Raw genomic sequence first — 16,504 nt, forward strand, 5'->3', positions numbered from 1 at the left:
ACCCTCCTGTCGGGCAAACGTATGTTTGAAACGTATGTTTCGAACACACAGGGCAGGGTATGGCACAGGCGGGAACAGTAGACCGGATTCTTGATGCTGCAGAGGTATTGTTCGCCCAAAAGGGCTTTGCAGAAACCAGTTTGCGTGCCATTACTAGTAAAGCCGGAGTGAATCTTGCTGCGGTGAATTACCATTTTGGTTCAAAAGAAGCCTTGATTCAGGCGGTGTTTGAACGATTTCTGAAGCCATTTAGCCGGGCTTTGGATGCCAAACTCGACGAAATGGAAACCTCTGGTATTCTTGATACTCCTGAATATGTGCTGGGTATCGTGTTCCGCTTGGCGTTGGGTACTCACCCTGATGACCCTCAACGGGCGGCGATTTTCTTCCGTCTTTCCGGGCAGGCTTACAGTCAGCCGCAGGTTCACCTGCGCGAATATCTTCACAAACACTACGGCGCCGTTTTTGCCCGTTTGCAGCGACATTTGCATCAGGCCGTGCCGGGTGTGTCGCCCATGGAGCTATTCTGGCGGGTGCAGTTCAGTCTCGGCGCGGTGATTTTTACCCTGTCTGGTATGCAATCGCTGCAGAGTATTAGCAAGGCCGACTTCAATGTGGATGCCAGTGCCGCAGATATCACTCGCCGTCTCTTGTCGTTTTTGGTGGGGGGCATTAAGGCAGATGTGCCGGATCTGTTAAGCGTTGACACTAAGGGCTCTCAATAAAGACCCGTTGTGGTGCCCATGCTGATAACCTTGATCATCGGGTCCCGCTAGCGCGCACGTTGCAACTTTCAATGCCCAGCCTGAAACTATTCCCATGAAATTGATGATCAATTTGTCTGAGCAGTGGTTGGCACTGCGCGGCGAGCACGTTACTGAACGGTTTGCCATATCCAGTGCCGCTAATGGTGCCGGTGAAGCTATGGGCAGTGGTGCTACGCCGCGTGGTGTCCATGTGGTACGGGCGCGTTTTGGTGCGGGCCTACCGCCCGGAGCGGTACTATTGGGGCGTAAGTTTTCCGGTGAAGTGTTTGATGCCGAGCTGGGAGCCCGATTCCCCGAACGTGATTGGGTGCTCAGTCGAATTCTCTGGCTTGGGGGGATGGAACCAGGTAGGAATCTTGGCGGTGACGTGGATAGTTTTCGGCGCTTTATTTATATTCATGGCACACCGGACTATGAGCCCATGGGAACACCCGCTTCCCATGGCTGTATCCGGATGCGAAACGATGCGGTGATTCGTCTGTTTGACCAAGTGTCGGTTGGCACCCGGGTGACAATCACCGATTAATGTCCTCTGTCTATAAGGTTGCCATGTCTGCATCCGCGTCCCCGCTATTAATGCTTGATCTGGAAGGTCTTGAGGTCAGTGCCTCGGAAAAAGACATGCTGGCACACCCCGGTGCCGGTGGTTTGATTCTGTTTGCCCGCAATTATGTGGATCGCCAACAACTGGCGGAATTGGTGCAGCAGGTTCGTGCTGTGCGCCCGGAGATGCTGATTGCCGTGGACCAGGAAGGCGGGCGCGTACAGCGCTTTCGCGACGGCTTTGTGCGTTTGCCGCCTATGGCGGCCCTGGGGCAGCGTTATGATCAGGCACCGGCCCAAGCCGTGGGGGAAGCGACCTTGCTAGGGGAGCTGATGGCCTCGGAGCTAACCGAGCTGGATATCGATATCAGCTTTGCGCCGGTGTTGGATCTGGATTATGGCAACAGCTCGGTGATCGGTGATCGCAGCTTCCATGGCGATGCCGATGCCATGATTGCTCTGGCTGGCGCCTTTATCGACGGCATGAGCGCCGCTGGCATGGCGGCCACGGGCAAGCACTTCCCCGGCCATGGCCATGTGGGCGCGGATTCTCATCTGGAATTACCAATAGATCCACGCCCTCTGTCTGAATTGGAGGCGGCGGACATGCGCCCTTTCATGGCTTTGGCGCCAAAACTGGACGGCATCATGCCGGCCCATGTGATCTATAGCGCCGTGGAACAACAGACCGCCGGTTTCTCCCGTTATTGGTTGCAGACGCAGCTGCGTGAGCGACTGGGCTTCCGTGGTGTGATTTTCTCTGATGATCTGTCCATGGCTGGAGCCCACGGTGTGGGCGGATACCCCCAGCGCGCGCAAGCAGCGTTGGAGGCGGGCTGCGACATGGTATTGGCTTGCAATTGCCGCGAAGGGGCGGAGCAAGTTCTGGATTTTCTGGGCACACAGAACTTTTCAGGGCAGGTACCGGCGGCAGGGCTGCGTGCTCGCCCGCGCCTGCCTATGGACGCACAGCGCAGGGCGGTGGCCGCTGATTTGGCTGCAGCATTACGTGAACACTGAATTGAACCGTAAACGCGAAGGACAATATTAATGAACTGGGATTGGAATCAACTGCTGCAGTGGCCAACGGTCGAGACGCCAATGGATATCTGGCTGACTCAGCTGTTTATCATTGTGCTGTGCACTGTCTCCATCAATTTTATTTTGATGCGCAGCATCGACGTGGCTGAGCGGTTAATTGGAAAAACTGAAACCCTGTGGGATGACGCCTTGCTGGAAGCCGTGCGAATTCCCGTGCGTTTGGTGTTCTGGGTCATTGGCTTGTCCGTGTCCATGGAGCTGTTGCAGGCGGTTTCACAGGAAGACAACGTGCTGTTTGAAATGGTGCCACAGGCTCGTCGCATTGCCTTTATTATTATTATCGCCATGTTCCTGAGCCGGTTTATTTCCTATACCGAAAAGAACCTGATTGATCCGGGCCGCATGCGTAAACCCATGGATCAATCCACGGCAGCGGCGGTTGCCAAGTTGTTGCGGGTGTCGGTCATTATTACCTCCCTGCTGATTATTTTGCAGACGTTGGGCTATAGCATTTCCGGTGTGCTGGCCTTTGGCGGTATTGGCGGCATGGCGGTAGCCTTTGCTGCCAAGGATCTATTGGCCAACTTCTTCGGCGGCATGATGGTCTACCTGGATAAACCATTCCGGGTGGGGGATTGGGTGCGTTCACCGGATCGTTCCATCGAAGGTAGCGTGGAGGATATCGGTTGGCGCCTAACGCGCATCCGCACCTTTGATCAACGCCCGCTGTATATTCCCAATGCCATGTTTACCTCCATCGTGCTGGAAAACCCGTCGCGGATGTACAACCGCCGAATCAATGAAAAAATCGGCATCCGTTATGATGATTGGCAGAAAATGCCCGCCATTGTGGCGGACGTTCGCACCATGCTGGTTGAACATGAAGATCTGGAAACGGATAAGCGCACGTTGATCGTGAACTTCGATAGCTATGGAGCCTCTCACCTGGAGTTCTTTATTTATACGTTCACTAAAACCACGCAGTGGGTTCAGTATCATGAGATCAAACAAGATGTGCTGATGAAAATCATGAATATTGTCCATCAACACGGTGCCGAATTTGCGTTCCCCACACGCACGTTGCACCTGGTTGGCCAGAACGATGATGCCCCGGCAACGGGTTTGGAAGACAGCAACGCGGAGGAGCTCCAGCATGTCCAGCGCTGAAGAACTGCAAAAGGAATTAATGACAGTTCGGCGTAACGCCATCGAACTGCATTCCTCTGATCAGGTACAGGAAGCCATCGGTAAACTGGCCTTTGAAGTCACCGAAGCCTGCTCCGGCAAGGTGCCAGTATTCGTGACCATTATGAACGGTGGGATGATCTTCGCGGCGGAACTGGTCAAGCGATTGGATTTTCCGCTGGAAATGGATTATCTCCACGCCAGCCGTTATTTGGGCGCCACCACTGGTGGTGAAGTGGAGTGGATTGTGACGCCCAGCGCCACTCTGCAAGGCCGCCATGTGGTGATTGTGGACGACATCCTCGATGTTGGCTCCACCTTGTTGTCGATTATCGAAGCGTGTAAGTCCCAAGGCGCAGCCTCTGTGAAGACCTGTGTATTGGTAGACAAGAAACACGATCGAAAAGCACGACCTGGTTTGAAAGCTGATTTCACCGCTCTCGAAGCGGATGACTATTACCTCTTTGGTATGGGTATGGATTACAAGGGCTTCTGGCGCAATGCTCCGGGTATTTATGCGGTCAAAGAGAGTGATCTCTAATGTTGGCGTTTATTGGTGGTACAGGCCTGACGCGTATGGACAACCTGCGCATCATCGACTCGCACACACCTGAGACCCGCTTTGGGGCTGCTTCTGCGCCGGTGGTAGAAGGGGCACTGAATGGGCAGAGAGTCTTGTTTTTAGCCCGTCATGGCGACCCCCATCTGCTGTTACCCCACCAGGTGAATTACCGGGCGAATCTGGCGGCGTTGAAAGCGGCGGGGGCTACCGCCATTGTTGCGACCAATGCGGTGGGGGGCATTACTGCCCAAGCGCCCACTGGCGCGCTGGTGTTACCCGATCAGATTATCGATTACACCTACGGTCGGGAGATGACCCTGTTCGACAATCTTAGCGAACCGTTGGTGCATGTGGATTTCAGTTGGCCGTTTGATGTTACTTTACGCAATGCTCTGAAAGCGCGACTTGGCGCGGCTGATCTGCACTGGAACGATGGGGGATGTTACGGTGCGACCCAAGGCCCACGGCTGGAAACGGCGGCGGAAATTGACCGCTTGGAGCGTGATGGTTGCGATATCGTCGGCATGACCGGTATGCCGGAAGCGGTTCTGGCTCGGGAGCTAGAGCTGCCTTACGCCATGCTGTCTCTGGTAGTGAATCCGGCGGCCGGCAAGTCCAGCCATGAAATTACCATGGCGGAAATTGACGCGGTGATACACGATGGCATGGCCAATGTACGACAGGTGCTAGCGGACTTCGCGGCGCATTACATACCCTAATAACCCTGATGTGCGCGGCTCAGTTGAACCGCGTACTGGCATAAGGAGCATGCATCGGTGACGTTACTGATTATCTTCGCCACCATCTCCATTGGCTTTTCCTTTGTGTGCTCCGTGCTGGAAGCTGCGTTGCTGTCTATTACTCCAAGCTTTATTGCTGGCCTGCGTGACACTCGCCCAGCACTGTATAAAAGTCTGCGCGCCTTTAAGGATGATATCGACAAACCGCTGTCGGCGATTCTCACCCTGAACACGGTGGCGCATACGGTGGGTGCCACGGGGGTAGGTGCCCAGGTGGCGGTGGTATTCGGGGAAGCGTGGCTGGGGGCTGCGTCCGGCATCATGACGCTGGCAATCTTGATCTTTTCCGAAATTATCCCGAAAACCATTGGCGCTAAATACTGGCGCTCGTTGGCACCGGCTCTACCGCCTACACTCAAGGTCATTATGGTGTCGTTACTTCCCTTCGTTTGGTTATCGAAATTGATTACCAGCCGAATCGGTGGCAACGAACACGATGTGGATGTGCGTGCAGAAATTCGCGCACTGGCAGACATGGGTGAGGATCAGGGGGCACTGGATGATGACGAACATCGAGTGATCCATAATATTCTGCGTTTGCACGATATTCCTGTGGGCGCCATCATGACGCCGCGTACGGTATGCCGCACGGTGTCTCCGACCATGACAGTGGGTGAATTTCGCGAACGTGAGAAAGGGCAGCCCTTCTCTCGTTACCCAGTGATGAGTGACAGCGGTGAAGCGAAAGGGTATATCCATAAGTCCGATTTGCTTGACAGCGACATGGAAAAGACCATGCAAACGTTGGCTCGGCAAGTGTCCATGGTACATACCACGCTGAGTATCCAAGAGTTGTTCAGTGTGATGTTGACGCAACGTCAGCATATGGCTGTGGTTTATGATGAGCACGGCACTTGGGTGGGTCTGATCACCCTGGAAGATATTTTAGAAAGCATCTTGGGCCGTGAAATTATGGATGAAACTGATAACGTGGCCGACTTGCGTTTGTATGCGCGCCAGCGTTGGAACCGGCGGCTGAAAAAGCAGGATAAACCGCAGTAAGCCATTGTGCGCCATGCGCCAAGAACGGAGAGATCAATATGACCCGCATCTACCAAGACAATAGCGAAACCATCGGCAACACTCCTTTGGTAAAGATCAATCGTATCAGCCAGGGTAATATTCTCGCCAAGATCGAATCCCGTAACCCGGCTGGTAGCGTTAAGTGCCGCATCGGGGCATCCATGGTTCAGGATGCGGAAAAGAGCGGTAAGCTCAAGCCGGGCATGACCCTGGTTGAACCAACCAGTGGTAATACCGGTATTGCGCTGGCCTATGTGGCGGCCGCCCGAGGGTATGACCTGGTGCTCACCATGCCGGATTCCATGAGCTTAGAGCGTCGCAAGATCCTCAAGGCGCTGGGCGCCAAACTGGTACTTACCCCGGGCCCTAAAGGCATGCCCGGTGCCATCGCCAAGGCCGAAGAGCTGGTGCAGGAAAGCCCGGATACCCACTTGATGCTGCAACAGTTCGACAACCCGGCGAACCCGGCTATTCATGAAAAAACCACCGGCCCGGAAATCTGGGAAGATACTGGTGGGGATATTGATGTACTGGTATGTGGGGTGGGCACCGGCGGTACCATCACCGGTGTCGCCCGCTATCTTAAGAATACTCAGGGTAAAGCCATCACCGCTGTTGCCGTGGAGCCAGATTCTTCCACGATGATCTCTGCTGCTTTAAAAGGCGAAGAGCCGACCCACGGGCCCCATAAAATTCAGGGAATCGGCGCAGGTTTCGTGCCCCAGAATTTAGATATCTCGGTTGTGGACCGGGCGGAGCAGGTCAGCAACGAAGACGCCATGGCGTGGGCGCACAAGCTAATGCAGGAAGAAGGTATTCTGGCGGGTATTTCCTGTGGCGCTGCCATGTGCGTGGCAGATCGCCTTAGCCAGCAGCCCGAATTTGCCGGCAAGACCATTGTGGTGGTGCTGCCAGATTCCGGCGAACGTTACCTCAGTTCACCTCTGTTTGCGGATACCTTCACCGCACAAGAGCTTGGGCAGTAGCGGCAAAGCGAGCCTTGGGAGAATGTGAGATTGCGCCGGATTCGTTGTAACCGGCCATGCTCTGGCGGTTGAAGGTTGAAGGCGCCGCCGCTCTCAAGGCCACCAGTAAGAATGACGGTACTATCGCTGAGAGCGCTGTTATTCGCTGCCAGCCGCTCTGTTCTTATATTCTGATTGATCACAGATTAGGGTGAAAAGTACCTGTTGCGCTTAATGAATCGCATGGCCGCCGCCTGCTTAGGAAGCGGCCCAGATGGAACCTGGAAGATATCCCCGTTATCCTTGCCGGTCGGATTTACGCTGGTGGTCTCATGTCAGGCATAACAGGGGCAGGTAAAAAAGCAGCAACTGAGGTCGATGTAGTGGTTATCGGTGCCGGCGCAGCCGGGCTGATGTGCGCTGCTACGGCAGCGTATCAGGGCCATCGAGTACTGGTGCTGGACCATGCCAATAAAGCGGGCAAGAAAATTCTCATGTCCGGTGGCGGACGGTGTAATTTCACTAACCTGAATACCGCGCCGGAGCATTTCATCTCCGCGAATCCCCATTTCTGTAAATCCGCTCTCAAACGCTACAGTCCCTGGCATTTTGTGGAATTAATTGAGCGCCATGGCATAGAGCACGTGGAAAAAGCCCCTGGGCAGCTTTTCTGCGCTGAATCAGCAAAGGAAATCCTCGGGGTGCTGCTCACCGAGTGTGAGTGGGCGGGAGCCGAGATCCGCCTCAATACCGCTATCCGGCAAGTCAGGCAGACGGCCAGAGGCTTTGGTCTGACCACCAGTGCCGGTGTCATCCAGTGTGCGAAGTTGGTGGTGGCCTGCGGTGGTTTGTCGATTCCAACGATGGGGGCTAGTGGCTTTGGTTATCAACTGGCGGAGCAATTTGGACTCTCTGTCTTACCCACCCGTGCCGGCTTGGTGCCGTTCACTTTACAGCCCGAGGACAAGGTCTGGCTGACACAGTTGTCGGGCATCAGCACCGAGGTCGTGGCGCGGGCTGCCGAGGCCGCTTTTGCCGAGCCCATGCTGATCACCCACCGGGGGCTGTCTGGGCCCGCTATGTTGCAGGTATCCAGTTTCTGGACACCGGGTCAGCCAGTGACCGTGGATTGGTTGCCCCAGCTAGACGATCCGTTTGCGCTATTGATTGAAGAGCGTCGGGCGCATCCTAACCGTGGGCTGGAGCGCTGGTTACGGCAGTACTTTTCACAGCGGTTGGCGGCGGCACTAGTGGATCAGTTTGGTTGGCAGGGTATTCTGCAGCAGTTCAGCAATGAGCGCTTGGCCACGGTGGCAGGAACGCTTAAAGGCTGGGCATTCAAACCCTCTGGCACTGAAGGTTACCGCACCGCAGAAGTGACTTTGGGCGGGGTGGATACGGATGCCATTTCGTCCAAAAATTTTGCTGTCAAAGAGGTGCCCGGTTTGCATTTCATTGGCGAAGTGCTGGATGTAACCGGGCAACTGGGAGGATTTAATTTCCAGTGGGCTTGGGCTTGTGGCTGGTGCACAGGGATGGCTTTGTAAGCGGTAAACTGGGGTTGTTGATCTCCGTAGGTGTTTGGCTGGAGGCCTCAGGTAATGTCGGAAAACTTTGCCTTGAAGTCCTCTGGCATAGGCATTACAGCGTGGGTGACGTGATCAAAAAATACGAAGCCCTGTTTGGCCAATACCACTAGCTGCCCGCTGGGTTGCTTGGTGACTCGGAAAATCAGATCGGCACCATACTTGTTGAAATCCATTAGCCCTACCTCGAATTGCAGATCGTCTCGGGCAAAGCTTTCCGCTAGATAGTTGGCCACCAAGTCGGTGACCACAATGCGCTCCTGGCTGTAATCAATGTCACAAAAAAACCGGTAACGGGCTTCCGAGAGCAAGGAAATCATCTGATCATTACCCACGTGTTTACCGGTGTTCAGGTCGGTCATGCGCACGTTGATGGTATGGGTGTAAAGGAACTGTTCGGGTAACTCGAGCTGGACGCGCGCCATGGGAGATTCTCTGGGGTAGGGGACGCTATTTTAGCAATGGCCAGAGGTTGTTGTGAAATATCTTTTGGATAAAGGGGGGAGTGACAATTGGCTCAACATGAGCGTGCTTTAGAGCTGCGTGGGGAAAACAATGGTAGTCACAATTGACATTAAGGAGCGACCATGAGCCGGTCCCGCTGGCGCCCGGCGCACATTCCCGATCTGTTTGGTAAAACGATTGTTGTCACCGGGGCTAATAGCGGCATTGGCCTAGAAGCGGTGAAGCTGTTTGTTGCTAATGGCGCAGAAGTGATTATGGCATGTCGCAACACAGCGAAAGCTGAAGCGGCTGCTGAGCAGGTTAAGATATTGACGCCGCAAGCTAGCTTAACAGTGTTGCCGCTAGATTTGGCTGATCTTGAGTCGGTTAAAACGTTTGTTGCTACGCTCAAACAGCGTATTAATAAACTGGATGTGTTGCTCAATAATGCGGGAGTGATGGCGCCACCTTTGCAGCGCACCAAGGAGGGGTTCGAGATGCAATTCGGCACTAACCATCTTGGCCATTTTGCATTGACTGGGCCGTTATTGAGTCTGCTTGAAGCGGCGCCGGCTCCACGCATCGTTCAGATCTCCAGCTTGGCTCACCGCGGTGGAAAAATATTGTGGGGAAATCTGAACGCAGAGAAGCGGTATTCACGCTGGTCTTTTTATTGTCAAAGCAAGTTGGCTAACCTGATCTTCGCTAAAGACTTGCATCGGCGTTTACAAAAATGCGGATCTTCCATTCAGGTGATGGCGGCGCACCCAGGCTACTCTGCAACCCATCTTCAGGACACGGTGCCCGGTGGTGGCGTGTTTAACTGGTTGTTGGCTCAGCCCGCCGAGATGGGATGCTTGCCTGGGGTGATGGCAGCCACCAGTGATAATGTGACGTCTGGGGGATATTACGGCCCGGATGGAAAAGTTTTCGAGTTGCGAGGTTATCCTGCTCCGGCTTTCGCGCGTAAAATCACCGATAACGTAGGGCTGGCAGAAAAGCTATGGGATGAGTCCGAGCGCCTCACAGGGGTCCGCTACCTTAGCGCTTAGGTGAGAGCAGTATTAGCTTAAACGGCGAGTGTGCCATTGGTGAGCGTTGCTGATCAGGCTTGGGTAATTCGGATCAACATGCCGAACAAACCGTGATCGAAATAATAGATTTGGTGGCCAGTAAGGCGGCGTTTTTCATCTATTTTCACGTACAGGCGTTCTCCATTACTTTCTGTGTTAAACCAGACTTGGGGCTTAACATGAAGATAGCGAGATTTACTGAATTGTAAGGTGCCTTCCAGTTCCGGCACGTTTGCGCCCTCGTTGATCAGCATCTGATCGCCCCGGATATAGATGGGTAAAGTATCGGTCTCACTACCGATGGGCTGCTGCCATGCCGCATGATAAAGCTCGCGATATTTGCCGCTACTTTCCATTCGTTCGAGCATGTAACGAAGCACTTCATCGTCCTGGGGGAGTGGCAGCCAAGCGCCGCGGGCAATCGCATCCGGGTCAGCGAGTTCATTAGATTCAGGCTGACCTATGGTGATGGCCTGAGAAGCATAGCGAGGTTGTAAGCCGGCGGCCCAGCGCTCTTCGTTGCTGGTGTTGTTATGGGCAAACACCAAGACTTCTACTTGATACCATCTTTGTGCCATGGCGCTGTTGCCCAATAAGATAAGAGCAACAAACAATAATGCGCGATGCATCGAGAACTCCTTGTGCAGCTTGTCGATCAGGCTTTCACCATAGTGCGGACTATATCTTTATACCTTACGCCTTCCCGTTTGCTCACGGGGCATTGGTTGATCGGTACGGTTTTTGTGATAAAGGAGCGGTCAGTCTTGCACTGTGGCCACTGGAGGCATACCACTTCCGTGGTCGGCCTCCAGTGCTTGGCCTCAAAAGGATATAGCTGGTATTCAAGCCGGAGCGTCGGGCTTAATGCTTTGAGCTGCCAGACGTTTAAGCAGTTCCTGTACTACTTTAATGCGTTCTTCAGGTGTCTCGCTGTCTTCCACAAAACGCAGGGCGTTGGCACCTTCCAGCTTGAAACGGTTGGGGCCGGACTGGACCAGTTTGACGATGGTGAGCGGGTCCACAGGGGTGCGTTCGCCAAACTCTAACTTGCCGCCGGTGGCGTGGGCGTCCAAGCGGATAATGCCCAGTCGATCGGCCTGCTGACGTAGTTCTGTGACAGCAAACAGATTTTTTACCGGTTCGGGCAGCAGGCCGAAGCGGTCGATCATTTCCACTTTCAGCTCTTTCAGGCCGGCACGGGTTTTACACCCAGCGATGCGCTTGTAGAGGGTCAGCCTGCCGAACACATCGGGCAGATAATCTTCGGGAATCAGTGCGGGAATGCGCAGGTTCAGTTCCGGGCCACCGCTTAGGGGCTTTTCCACATCCGGCTGTTCGCCGCGCTTCAATGCATCCACCGCTTGTTCCAGCATTTCCATATAGAGACTGAAACCGATGGTCTCGATATTGCCATGTTGTTCTTCGCCGAGCAGCTCGCCGGCGCCGCGAATTTCCATGTCCTGGCTGGCGAGCATGAAGCCGGCCCCCAGGTCGGTGGCCTGCTCAATGGCTTCTAGTCGTTTGATCGCATCCTTGGTCATCACCTTGGGACTGGGGGTGATCAGGTAGGCGTAGGCTTGGTGATGGCTGCGGCCCACGCGGCCGCGCAGCTGATGAAGCTGGGCCAACCCAAGCTTGTCGGCCCGGTCGATGATGATGGTATTGGCGCTGGGCACATCGATACCCGTTTCGATGATAGTGGTGCTCACTAGCACATTGAAGCGGCGGTGGTAAAAGTCACTCATCACCGCTTCCAGTTCCCGCTCGCGCATTTGCCCGTGGGCAATGCCGACGCGGGCATCGGGCACCAGTTTGCGGATGTCCGCTGCGGTTTTCTCCATGGTGTCGATGTCGTTGTGCAGGTAATACACTTGGCCGCCGCGCAATAATTCACGCAGTAAGGCTTCCTTGATGACGGTATCGTTGTGCTGCTGTACGAAGGTTTTCACCGACAGGCGTTTCTGCGGCGGGGTAGCGATGATGGAGATATCTCGCATGCCGCTCATGGCCATATTCAGGGTTCGCGGAATTGGCGTGGCGGTGAGGGTGAGGATGTCGCACTCGGCCCGCATTTGCTTGAGGCGCTCCTTGTGGCGTACCCCGAAGCGGTGCTCTTCATCGACAATAATCAGCCCCAGATTATCGAACGATACGGTTTCTTGCAGGAGCTGATGGGTGCCCACCAGAATATCCACCTTGCCTTCCTTAAGCCGCTGTAACACCTGGGTCTTTTCCTTGGCGCTGCGAAAACGGGACAGTACTTCGATATTTACCGGCCAGTCGGCAAAGCGATCGGTGAATGACTCGTAGTGCTGTTGGGCAAGCAGGGTGGTGGGCACCAGCACCGCCACCTGGGTCTGGTTTTCCACCGCCACGAAGGCGGCGCGCATGGCAACTTCGGTTTTGCCGAAACCCACGTCACCACATACCAGCCGATCCATGGGCTGGCTCGATTGCATGTCGGCAACCACTGAGGCAATAGCCGCCTGTTGGTCCGGGGTTTCCTCGAAGGGAAAGCTAGCGCTGAAACGGTCATAGTCGTTCAGGTCCAGTTCGAACTGGCGGCCTTCTCTGGCCTCGCGCCGAGCGTAGGTGTTGAGCAGCTCGGCAGCTACATCGTGGATTTTTTCGGCCGCTTTCTGGCGAGCCTTCGTCCATTGTTCAGTGCCTAAACGATTCAAGGGAGCGGTGTCACCGCCACCGTACCGGCTAATCAGATGCAACGAGGAAACCGGTACATAGAGTTTGTCGCCGCCGGCGTATTCCAGCAGCAGAAATTCGTGTTGCTGGCGATGCACTTCCATATGAGTGAGGCCCAAGTAACGCCCCACGCCGTGCTCCAGATGCACCACCGGGGAGCCCACGGTCATTTCGCCTAAGGAGCGGAACGCTTGCTCGGCGGCGCCGTCGTCGCTGCTGGATTTACGGCGCCTGCGCTGCAGTACCCGCTCGCCATACAGGTCATTTTCGGTGACCACGAGTAAGGCGTGTTCCGGAGCGTAGAAGCCCGCATCCAGCTCCCCTTGGGTCAGGTTCCAGCGTGCCGAGTTGGCAATGAAGTCGGGCCAGTTGTCTTTCATGGCCGGCTGGATCTGAATCTTCTGCATCAACTCCAGCAGGGCCTCCCTGCGCCCGGCGGTTTCCGCACAAATCAGGATATGGGTATCAGGATGGGCGTCGGAAAAGGTATGCAGCAAAGCCAATGGATTGTTGGCACGCACATCGGCGGTGAGCGAAGGCATAGGCGCCACGTCAAAGTGGATGGCCTGGTCTGCGCCGCTTGAATCATTATGAATCTGGCGCGCTCTTGGATGTTGCTTTAGTGCGGCGTTGAGCTCGTCAGGGCGCAGGAACAATTGCCAGGGAGCCAGAATCGGGCGGTGAATATCGTGGCGCCGGGATTCATGGCGCTGCTCCACATCTTGCCAGAAGTGCTTGATGGCGCTCTGTGTGTCGGCCAGTTCCACCAGCCGTACATCGTCGGGCAGGTAATCGAATAAGGTGGCCATCTCCTCATAGAACAGGGGTAGATAATATTCCAGGCCCGGCGCCGCTAGGCCGTCGGTCACGTCCTGATAAAGGGGCACGTGACGGGTATCCACGTCGAAAGTATCGCGGAAGCGGCTACGGAAGCGGGCAATACCTTCGGCACTGAGGGGAAACTCTGCGGCGGGCAGCAGGGTGATATTGTCCACTTTGCCGGTGGAGCGCTGGCTTTCCGCTTCGAACAGGCGCAGGGATTCGATTTCATCGTCGAACAGTTCGATGCGGAACGGTTGCTCGGCGCCCATGGGAAAAATGTCCATGATAGCCCCGCGCACGGCAAACTCGCCGTGCTCGTACACGTTGTCGCGCTGCCGGTAGCCACTGGCGACTAGCCGGCTGCGGGTAGCTTCCATGTCGAAACGATCACCCACCTTGAGCAGGAAACTGTTGCCGGTGATATGTATCGGCGGCGCCAATCGCTGCATTAGCGTATTTACCGGCACCACCAGAATGCCCTTATGGGTAGTGGGCAGCTGGTGAAGAACCTGAATACGGTCGCTGATAATGTCCTGATGCGGGCTGAATAGATCGTAGGGCAGGGTTTCCCAGTCCGGAAACAGCATCACCGGGGTGTTGCTGCCGGTCAGGTAGAAGCTTAGTGAGTCGGTGAGCTGCTGGGCACGGCTGCTATTGGGCGCTAGCACCACCAATAAATGGTTTTGGCTACGCGCCAGCTCGGCCAGCACTGCGGCCATGCTGCCGGCATTGAGCCCGGCCCAGTCCTTATAGTGCTCTCGCCCATTGGGAAAGAGATTGCTGTCGGGGAGTAGCTTCATTCAGACCCGTTCCTGCGCATTCGGTGGGCGCGTATTGTAGCCAAGGGGGACGGTGCCGTCAGCGCCGTCTGCACTGCGTAGCATTTTTTGGGGAGCAGGCATGATCACATGACAACCATGGAAAAATTGTGAAGGACAGGCGTTTGCGTTGAAAAATGGCAATAATTTGACACTGGTGGAAGCAAATATGCCGGTCTCTCCCAAGGGCGGGGAAAGCCTTTTTCTTCTGTTTCTCCGGCCACTCGCAACGCAAGCAGGGCGAGGTTGCCCTACACAATAAGGCGCCGGGTGAGTCGTTTGCTTTTTGGGTTCCGTTGGCGTCGCTGGTGGTCAGTGATGGTACTCACCATTTCGAGGTGGCCTTTAATTGTTGGGTCGTTAGCGCAGAAGTAAATAGAGAGCGTTGTTTTCCTATTCCATAAAGCCACCGGGCCGGGTTGTTGGTTTTCACATAGAGTGAAAGCGACTTGCTAGGCTGTGAGCTCTTGCGAGAAATAATGTGCATGTTATTGCTCATTGGGCGTGCTCTGTTGGTTATTGCCTGCCCACTTTTCTGGATGTCGTCAATCTCAACATTCTTTCGAGTTGCAGGTAGGATGGCGACCATTGGTTTTATTGCGCAGAGGGTTGAGTATGAAGGCATCGGTTCAGGAACTGATGAATCTGTTCGATTTGGAGCAGCTGGAGAATAATTTGTTTCGGGGACAAAGCGAGGCCAATGGGCAGCGCAGTGTGTTTGGTGGCTTGGTGGCTGGGCAGGCGTTGTTGGCCGCCTCGCGGACGGTGGATGATGCACGTCCTGTGCACTCCTTGCATGCGTATTTTTTGCGCCCCGGCGATTTTAACGTGCCGATTGTCTATTACGTTGACCGGATACGTGATGGCAAGAGTTTCACCACGCGCCGAGTGGACGCGATCCAGCATGGTCGGCCGATCTTCTCTCTGGCGGCGTCTTACCAAGTGGCGGAGGAGGGGGTTTCCCATCAGTCAGTTATGCCCGACGTGCCGGGGCCTGAGGGCCTAGAGAATGATGAGGGCATTCGTATGAAGCTGGTGGATCGCTTGCCTGAACAGTTTCGAAAGGATTTTCTGACTGACCGGCCGGTAGAGTTTCGGCCGGTGACGCCGAAAGATTCCATCTCCTCTGAACCCCAGGACCCTGTCCGCGAGGTTTGGTTCAGGGTGGTAGATCGGGTGGATGCTAACCCGATGACCCAGCGAGCGTTATTAGCCTATTGTTCCGACTTTGGCCTAATGGGCACCGCCATGCTGCCTCACGGAATGAATTTCTGGCAGCCTAATGTGCAGTGCGCGAGCATTGATCATGCCATGTGGTTCCATAATGATTTTCGCATTGATGAGTGGCTGCTGTATCGAAGTGATAGCCCCTTCTCGGGTGGTTCTCGCGGCCTGAATTTTGGTTCTATTTATCGCCAAGATGGCACCTTGGTGGCGTCGGTGGCTCAAGAAGGATTGATGCGCCTGCATCCCTCAGACAGCCCGACGGAATGACACAACTGATTGACCTGTTGGAAGACGTTCGTGCCTGCCGGCTGTGTGAGTCGCATCTGCCGCTGGGGCCGCGGCCGGTGGTGCAGGCTGGGCAGGGCGCGCGGTTACTGATTGTGGGGCAGGCGCCGGGGACTCGCGTTCATGAGACCGGGATTCCCTGGAACGATCCGTCCGGCGATCGTCTGCGAGACTGGCTACAGGTTGGCCGTGAAACCTTCTATGACGAGAGTCAGATTGCGATCATTCCTATGGGGCTATGCTATCCGGGCCGGGGCAAGGGCGGGGACCTGCCGCCGCGACCGGAATGTGCGCCCCAGTGGCATGGCCCTTTGCTGGCGGAGTTGCCAAATCTGCGGCTGACATTGTTGGTAGGACGGTATGCCCAGCGCTTTTATCTGGCTAAGCCTGGAAAAACACTCACAGACACAGTGCGGCATTTTGCCCGGGCGTTGGATCAGGGGTTTTTTCCGCTCCCTCATCCCAGCCCCCGCAATCGCCTGTGGTTACAGCAACGGCCCTGGTTCGAGGAGGAGGTGGTGCCGGAGCTAAGGAAACAGGTTGCTTCCGCCTTGCAGAAGGCCGCAGACGGATGATACTCCTGTAGTAATGGGTGTTTATCTTTGTCTGCGCCGGATAGCGGGCTTTGGCGTGCTATCTTCCCCTAATCCGGGTAGATAATGT

15 protein-coding genes are annotated in these 16,504 nt (G+C 55.2%); 12 read left to right on the forward strand and 3 right to left on the reverse strand.

Translation table 11 applies throughout. The features are described from left to right. Positions 1–59 precede the first annotated feature (59 nt). The 9 genes from AS19_RS05405 to AS19_RS05445 all read left to right on the forward strand — a co-directional run bounded on the left by AS19_RS05405 (position 60) and on the right by AS19_RS05445 (position 8,433). Entirely contained in the window at positions 60–725 is a 666-nt protein-coding gene (locus tag AS19_RS05405; RefSeq protein ID WP_011588300.1) for a TetR/AcrR family transcriptional regulator, read from the forward strand. A 94-nt stretch (positions 726–819) separates the two neighbouring features. Further along, positions 820–1,293 carry a L,D-transpeptidase gene (locus AS19_RS05410; protein WP_035458476.1) on the forward strand — a complete coding sequence of 158 codons (474 nt, stop codon included), beginning with the start codon at positions 820–822 and terminating at the stop codon, positions 1,291–1,293. Then, positions 1,293–2,330: a beta-N-acetylhexosaminidase gene (nagZ, locus tag AS19_RS05415; RefSeq protein WP_046961821.1), complete on the forward strand. Its 1,038-nt coding sequence runs from the start codon at positions 1,293–1,295 to the stop codon at positions 2,328–2,330. The genes AS19_RS05410 and nagZ overlap by 1 nt, the downstream gene beginning before the upstream one ends. Positions 2,331–2,360: 30 nt before the next feature. Next, on the forward strand, positions 2,361–3,518 hold the full coding sequence (locus tag AS19_RS05420) for a mechanosensitive ion channel family protein (RefSeq protein ID WP_046961822.1): 1,158 nt from the start codon (positions 2,361–2,363) through the stop codon (positions 3,516–3,518). Further along, positions 3,505–4,077, forward strand: coding sequence for a hypoxanthine-guanine phosphoribosyltransferase (locus AS19_RS05425; RefSeq protein ID WP_011588304.1), 573 nt, complete (start codon positions 3,505–3,507; stop codon positions 4,075–4,077). The genes AS19_RS05420 and AS19_RS05425 overlap by 14 nt, the downstream gene beginning before the upstream one ends. Next, the gene (locus tag AS19_RS05430) at positions 4,077–4,817 is read left to right on the forward strand and encodes an S-methyl-5'-thioinosine phosphorylase (RefSeq protein ID WP_011588305.1); all 741 of its coding nucleotides are present in this window, start codon (positions 4,077–4,079) and stop codon (positions 4,815–4,817) included. The genes AS19_RS05425 and AS19_RS05430 overlap by 1 nt, the downstream gene beginning before the upstream one ends. 57 nt (positions 4,818–4,874) lie before the next feature. After that, positions 4,875–5,900: a CNNM domain-containing protein gene (locus AS19_RS05435; RefSeq protein ID WP_011588306.1), complete on the forward strand. Its 1,026-nt coding sequence runs from the start codon at positions 4,875–4,877 to the stop codon at positions 5,898–5,900. Positions 5,901–5,938: 38 nt separating this feature from the next. Next, complete coding sequence (gene cysK, locus AS19_RS05440) at positions 5,939–6,907, forward strand: cysteine synthase A (RefSeq protein WP_035458470.1); 969 nt, start codon at positions 5,939–5,941, stop codon at positions 6,905–6,907. Between the two features lie 311 nt (positions 6,908–7,218). After that, on the forward strand, positions 7,219–8,433 hold the full coding sequence (locus AS19_RS05445; protein ID WP_046961823.1) for an NAD(P)/FAD-dependent oxidoreductase: 1,215 nt from the start codon (positions 7,219–7,221) through the stop codon (positions 8,431–8,433). Between the two features lie 47 nt (positions 8,434–8,480). Here the strand turns inward: AS19_RS05445 and AS19_RS05450 are convergent, their stop codons facing one another. Beyond that, positions 8,481–8,897 carry a thioesterase family protein gene (locus AS19_RS05450; protein WP_011588309.1) on the reverse strand — a complete coding sequence of 139 codons (417 nt, stop codon included), beginning with the start codon at positions 8,895–8,897 and terminating at the stop codon, positions 8,481–8,483. A 162-nt stretch (positions 8,898–9,059) separates the two neighbouring features. On the opposite strand from AS19_RS05450, the gene AS19_RS05455 reads away from it, so the two are divergent. Next, on the forward strand, positions 9,060–9,968 hold the full coding sequence (locus AS19_RS05455; RefSeq protein WP_046961824.1) for an oxidoreductase: 909 nt from the start codon (positions 9,060–9,062) through the stop codon (positions 9,966–9,968). 53 nt (positions 9,969–10,021) lie between these two features. Here AS19_RS05455 and AS19_RS05460 read toward each other — a convergent pair whose 3' ends face one another. Together AS19_RS05460 and mfd are read right to left on the reverse strand one after the other, a co-directional pair. Beyond that, positions 10,022–10,618, reverse strand: a complete 597-nt coding sequence (locus AS19_RS05460) for a peptidoglycan binding protein CsiV (protein WP_011588311.1) — start codon at positions 10,616–10,618, stop codon at positions 10,022–10,024. 213 nt (positions 10,619–10,831) lie between these two features. Beyond that, positions 10,832–14,311, reverse strand: coding sequence for a transcription-repair coupling factor (mfd, locus tag AS19_RS05465; protein WP_011588312.1), 3,480 nt, complete (start codon positions 14,309–14,311; stop codon positions 10,832–10,834). A gap of 633 nt (positions 14,312–14,944) precedes the next feature. On the opposite strand from mfd, the gene AS19_RS05470 reads away from it, so the two are divergent. Next, entirely contained in the window at positions 14,945–15,823 is an 879-nt protein-coding gene (locus tag AS19_RS05470) for an acyl-CoA thioesterase II (RefSeq protein ID WP_011588313.1), read from the forward strand. Continuing rightward, positions 15,820–16,416, forward strand: a complete 597-nt coding sequence (locus tag AS19_RS05475; protein ID WP_011588314.1) for a uracil-DNA glycosylase family protein — start codon at positions 15,820–15,822, stop codon at positions 16,414–16,416. The genes AS19_RS05470 and AS19_RS05475 overlap by 4 nt, the downstream gene beginning before the upstream one ends. Positions 16,417–16,504: the final 88 nt, after the last annotated feature.

This window comes from Alcanivorax sp. NBRC 101098 (genome assembly GCF_001010505.1).
GTDB classification, from domain to species: Bacteria; Pseudomonadota; Gammaproteobacteria; order Pseudomonadales; family Alcanivoracaceae; genus Alcanivorax; species Alcanivorax borkumensis.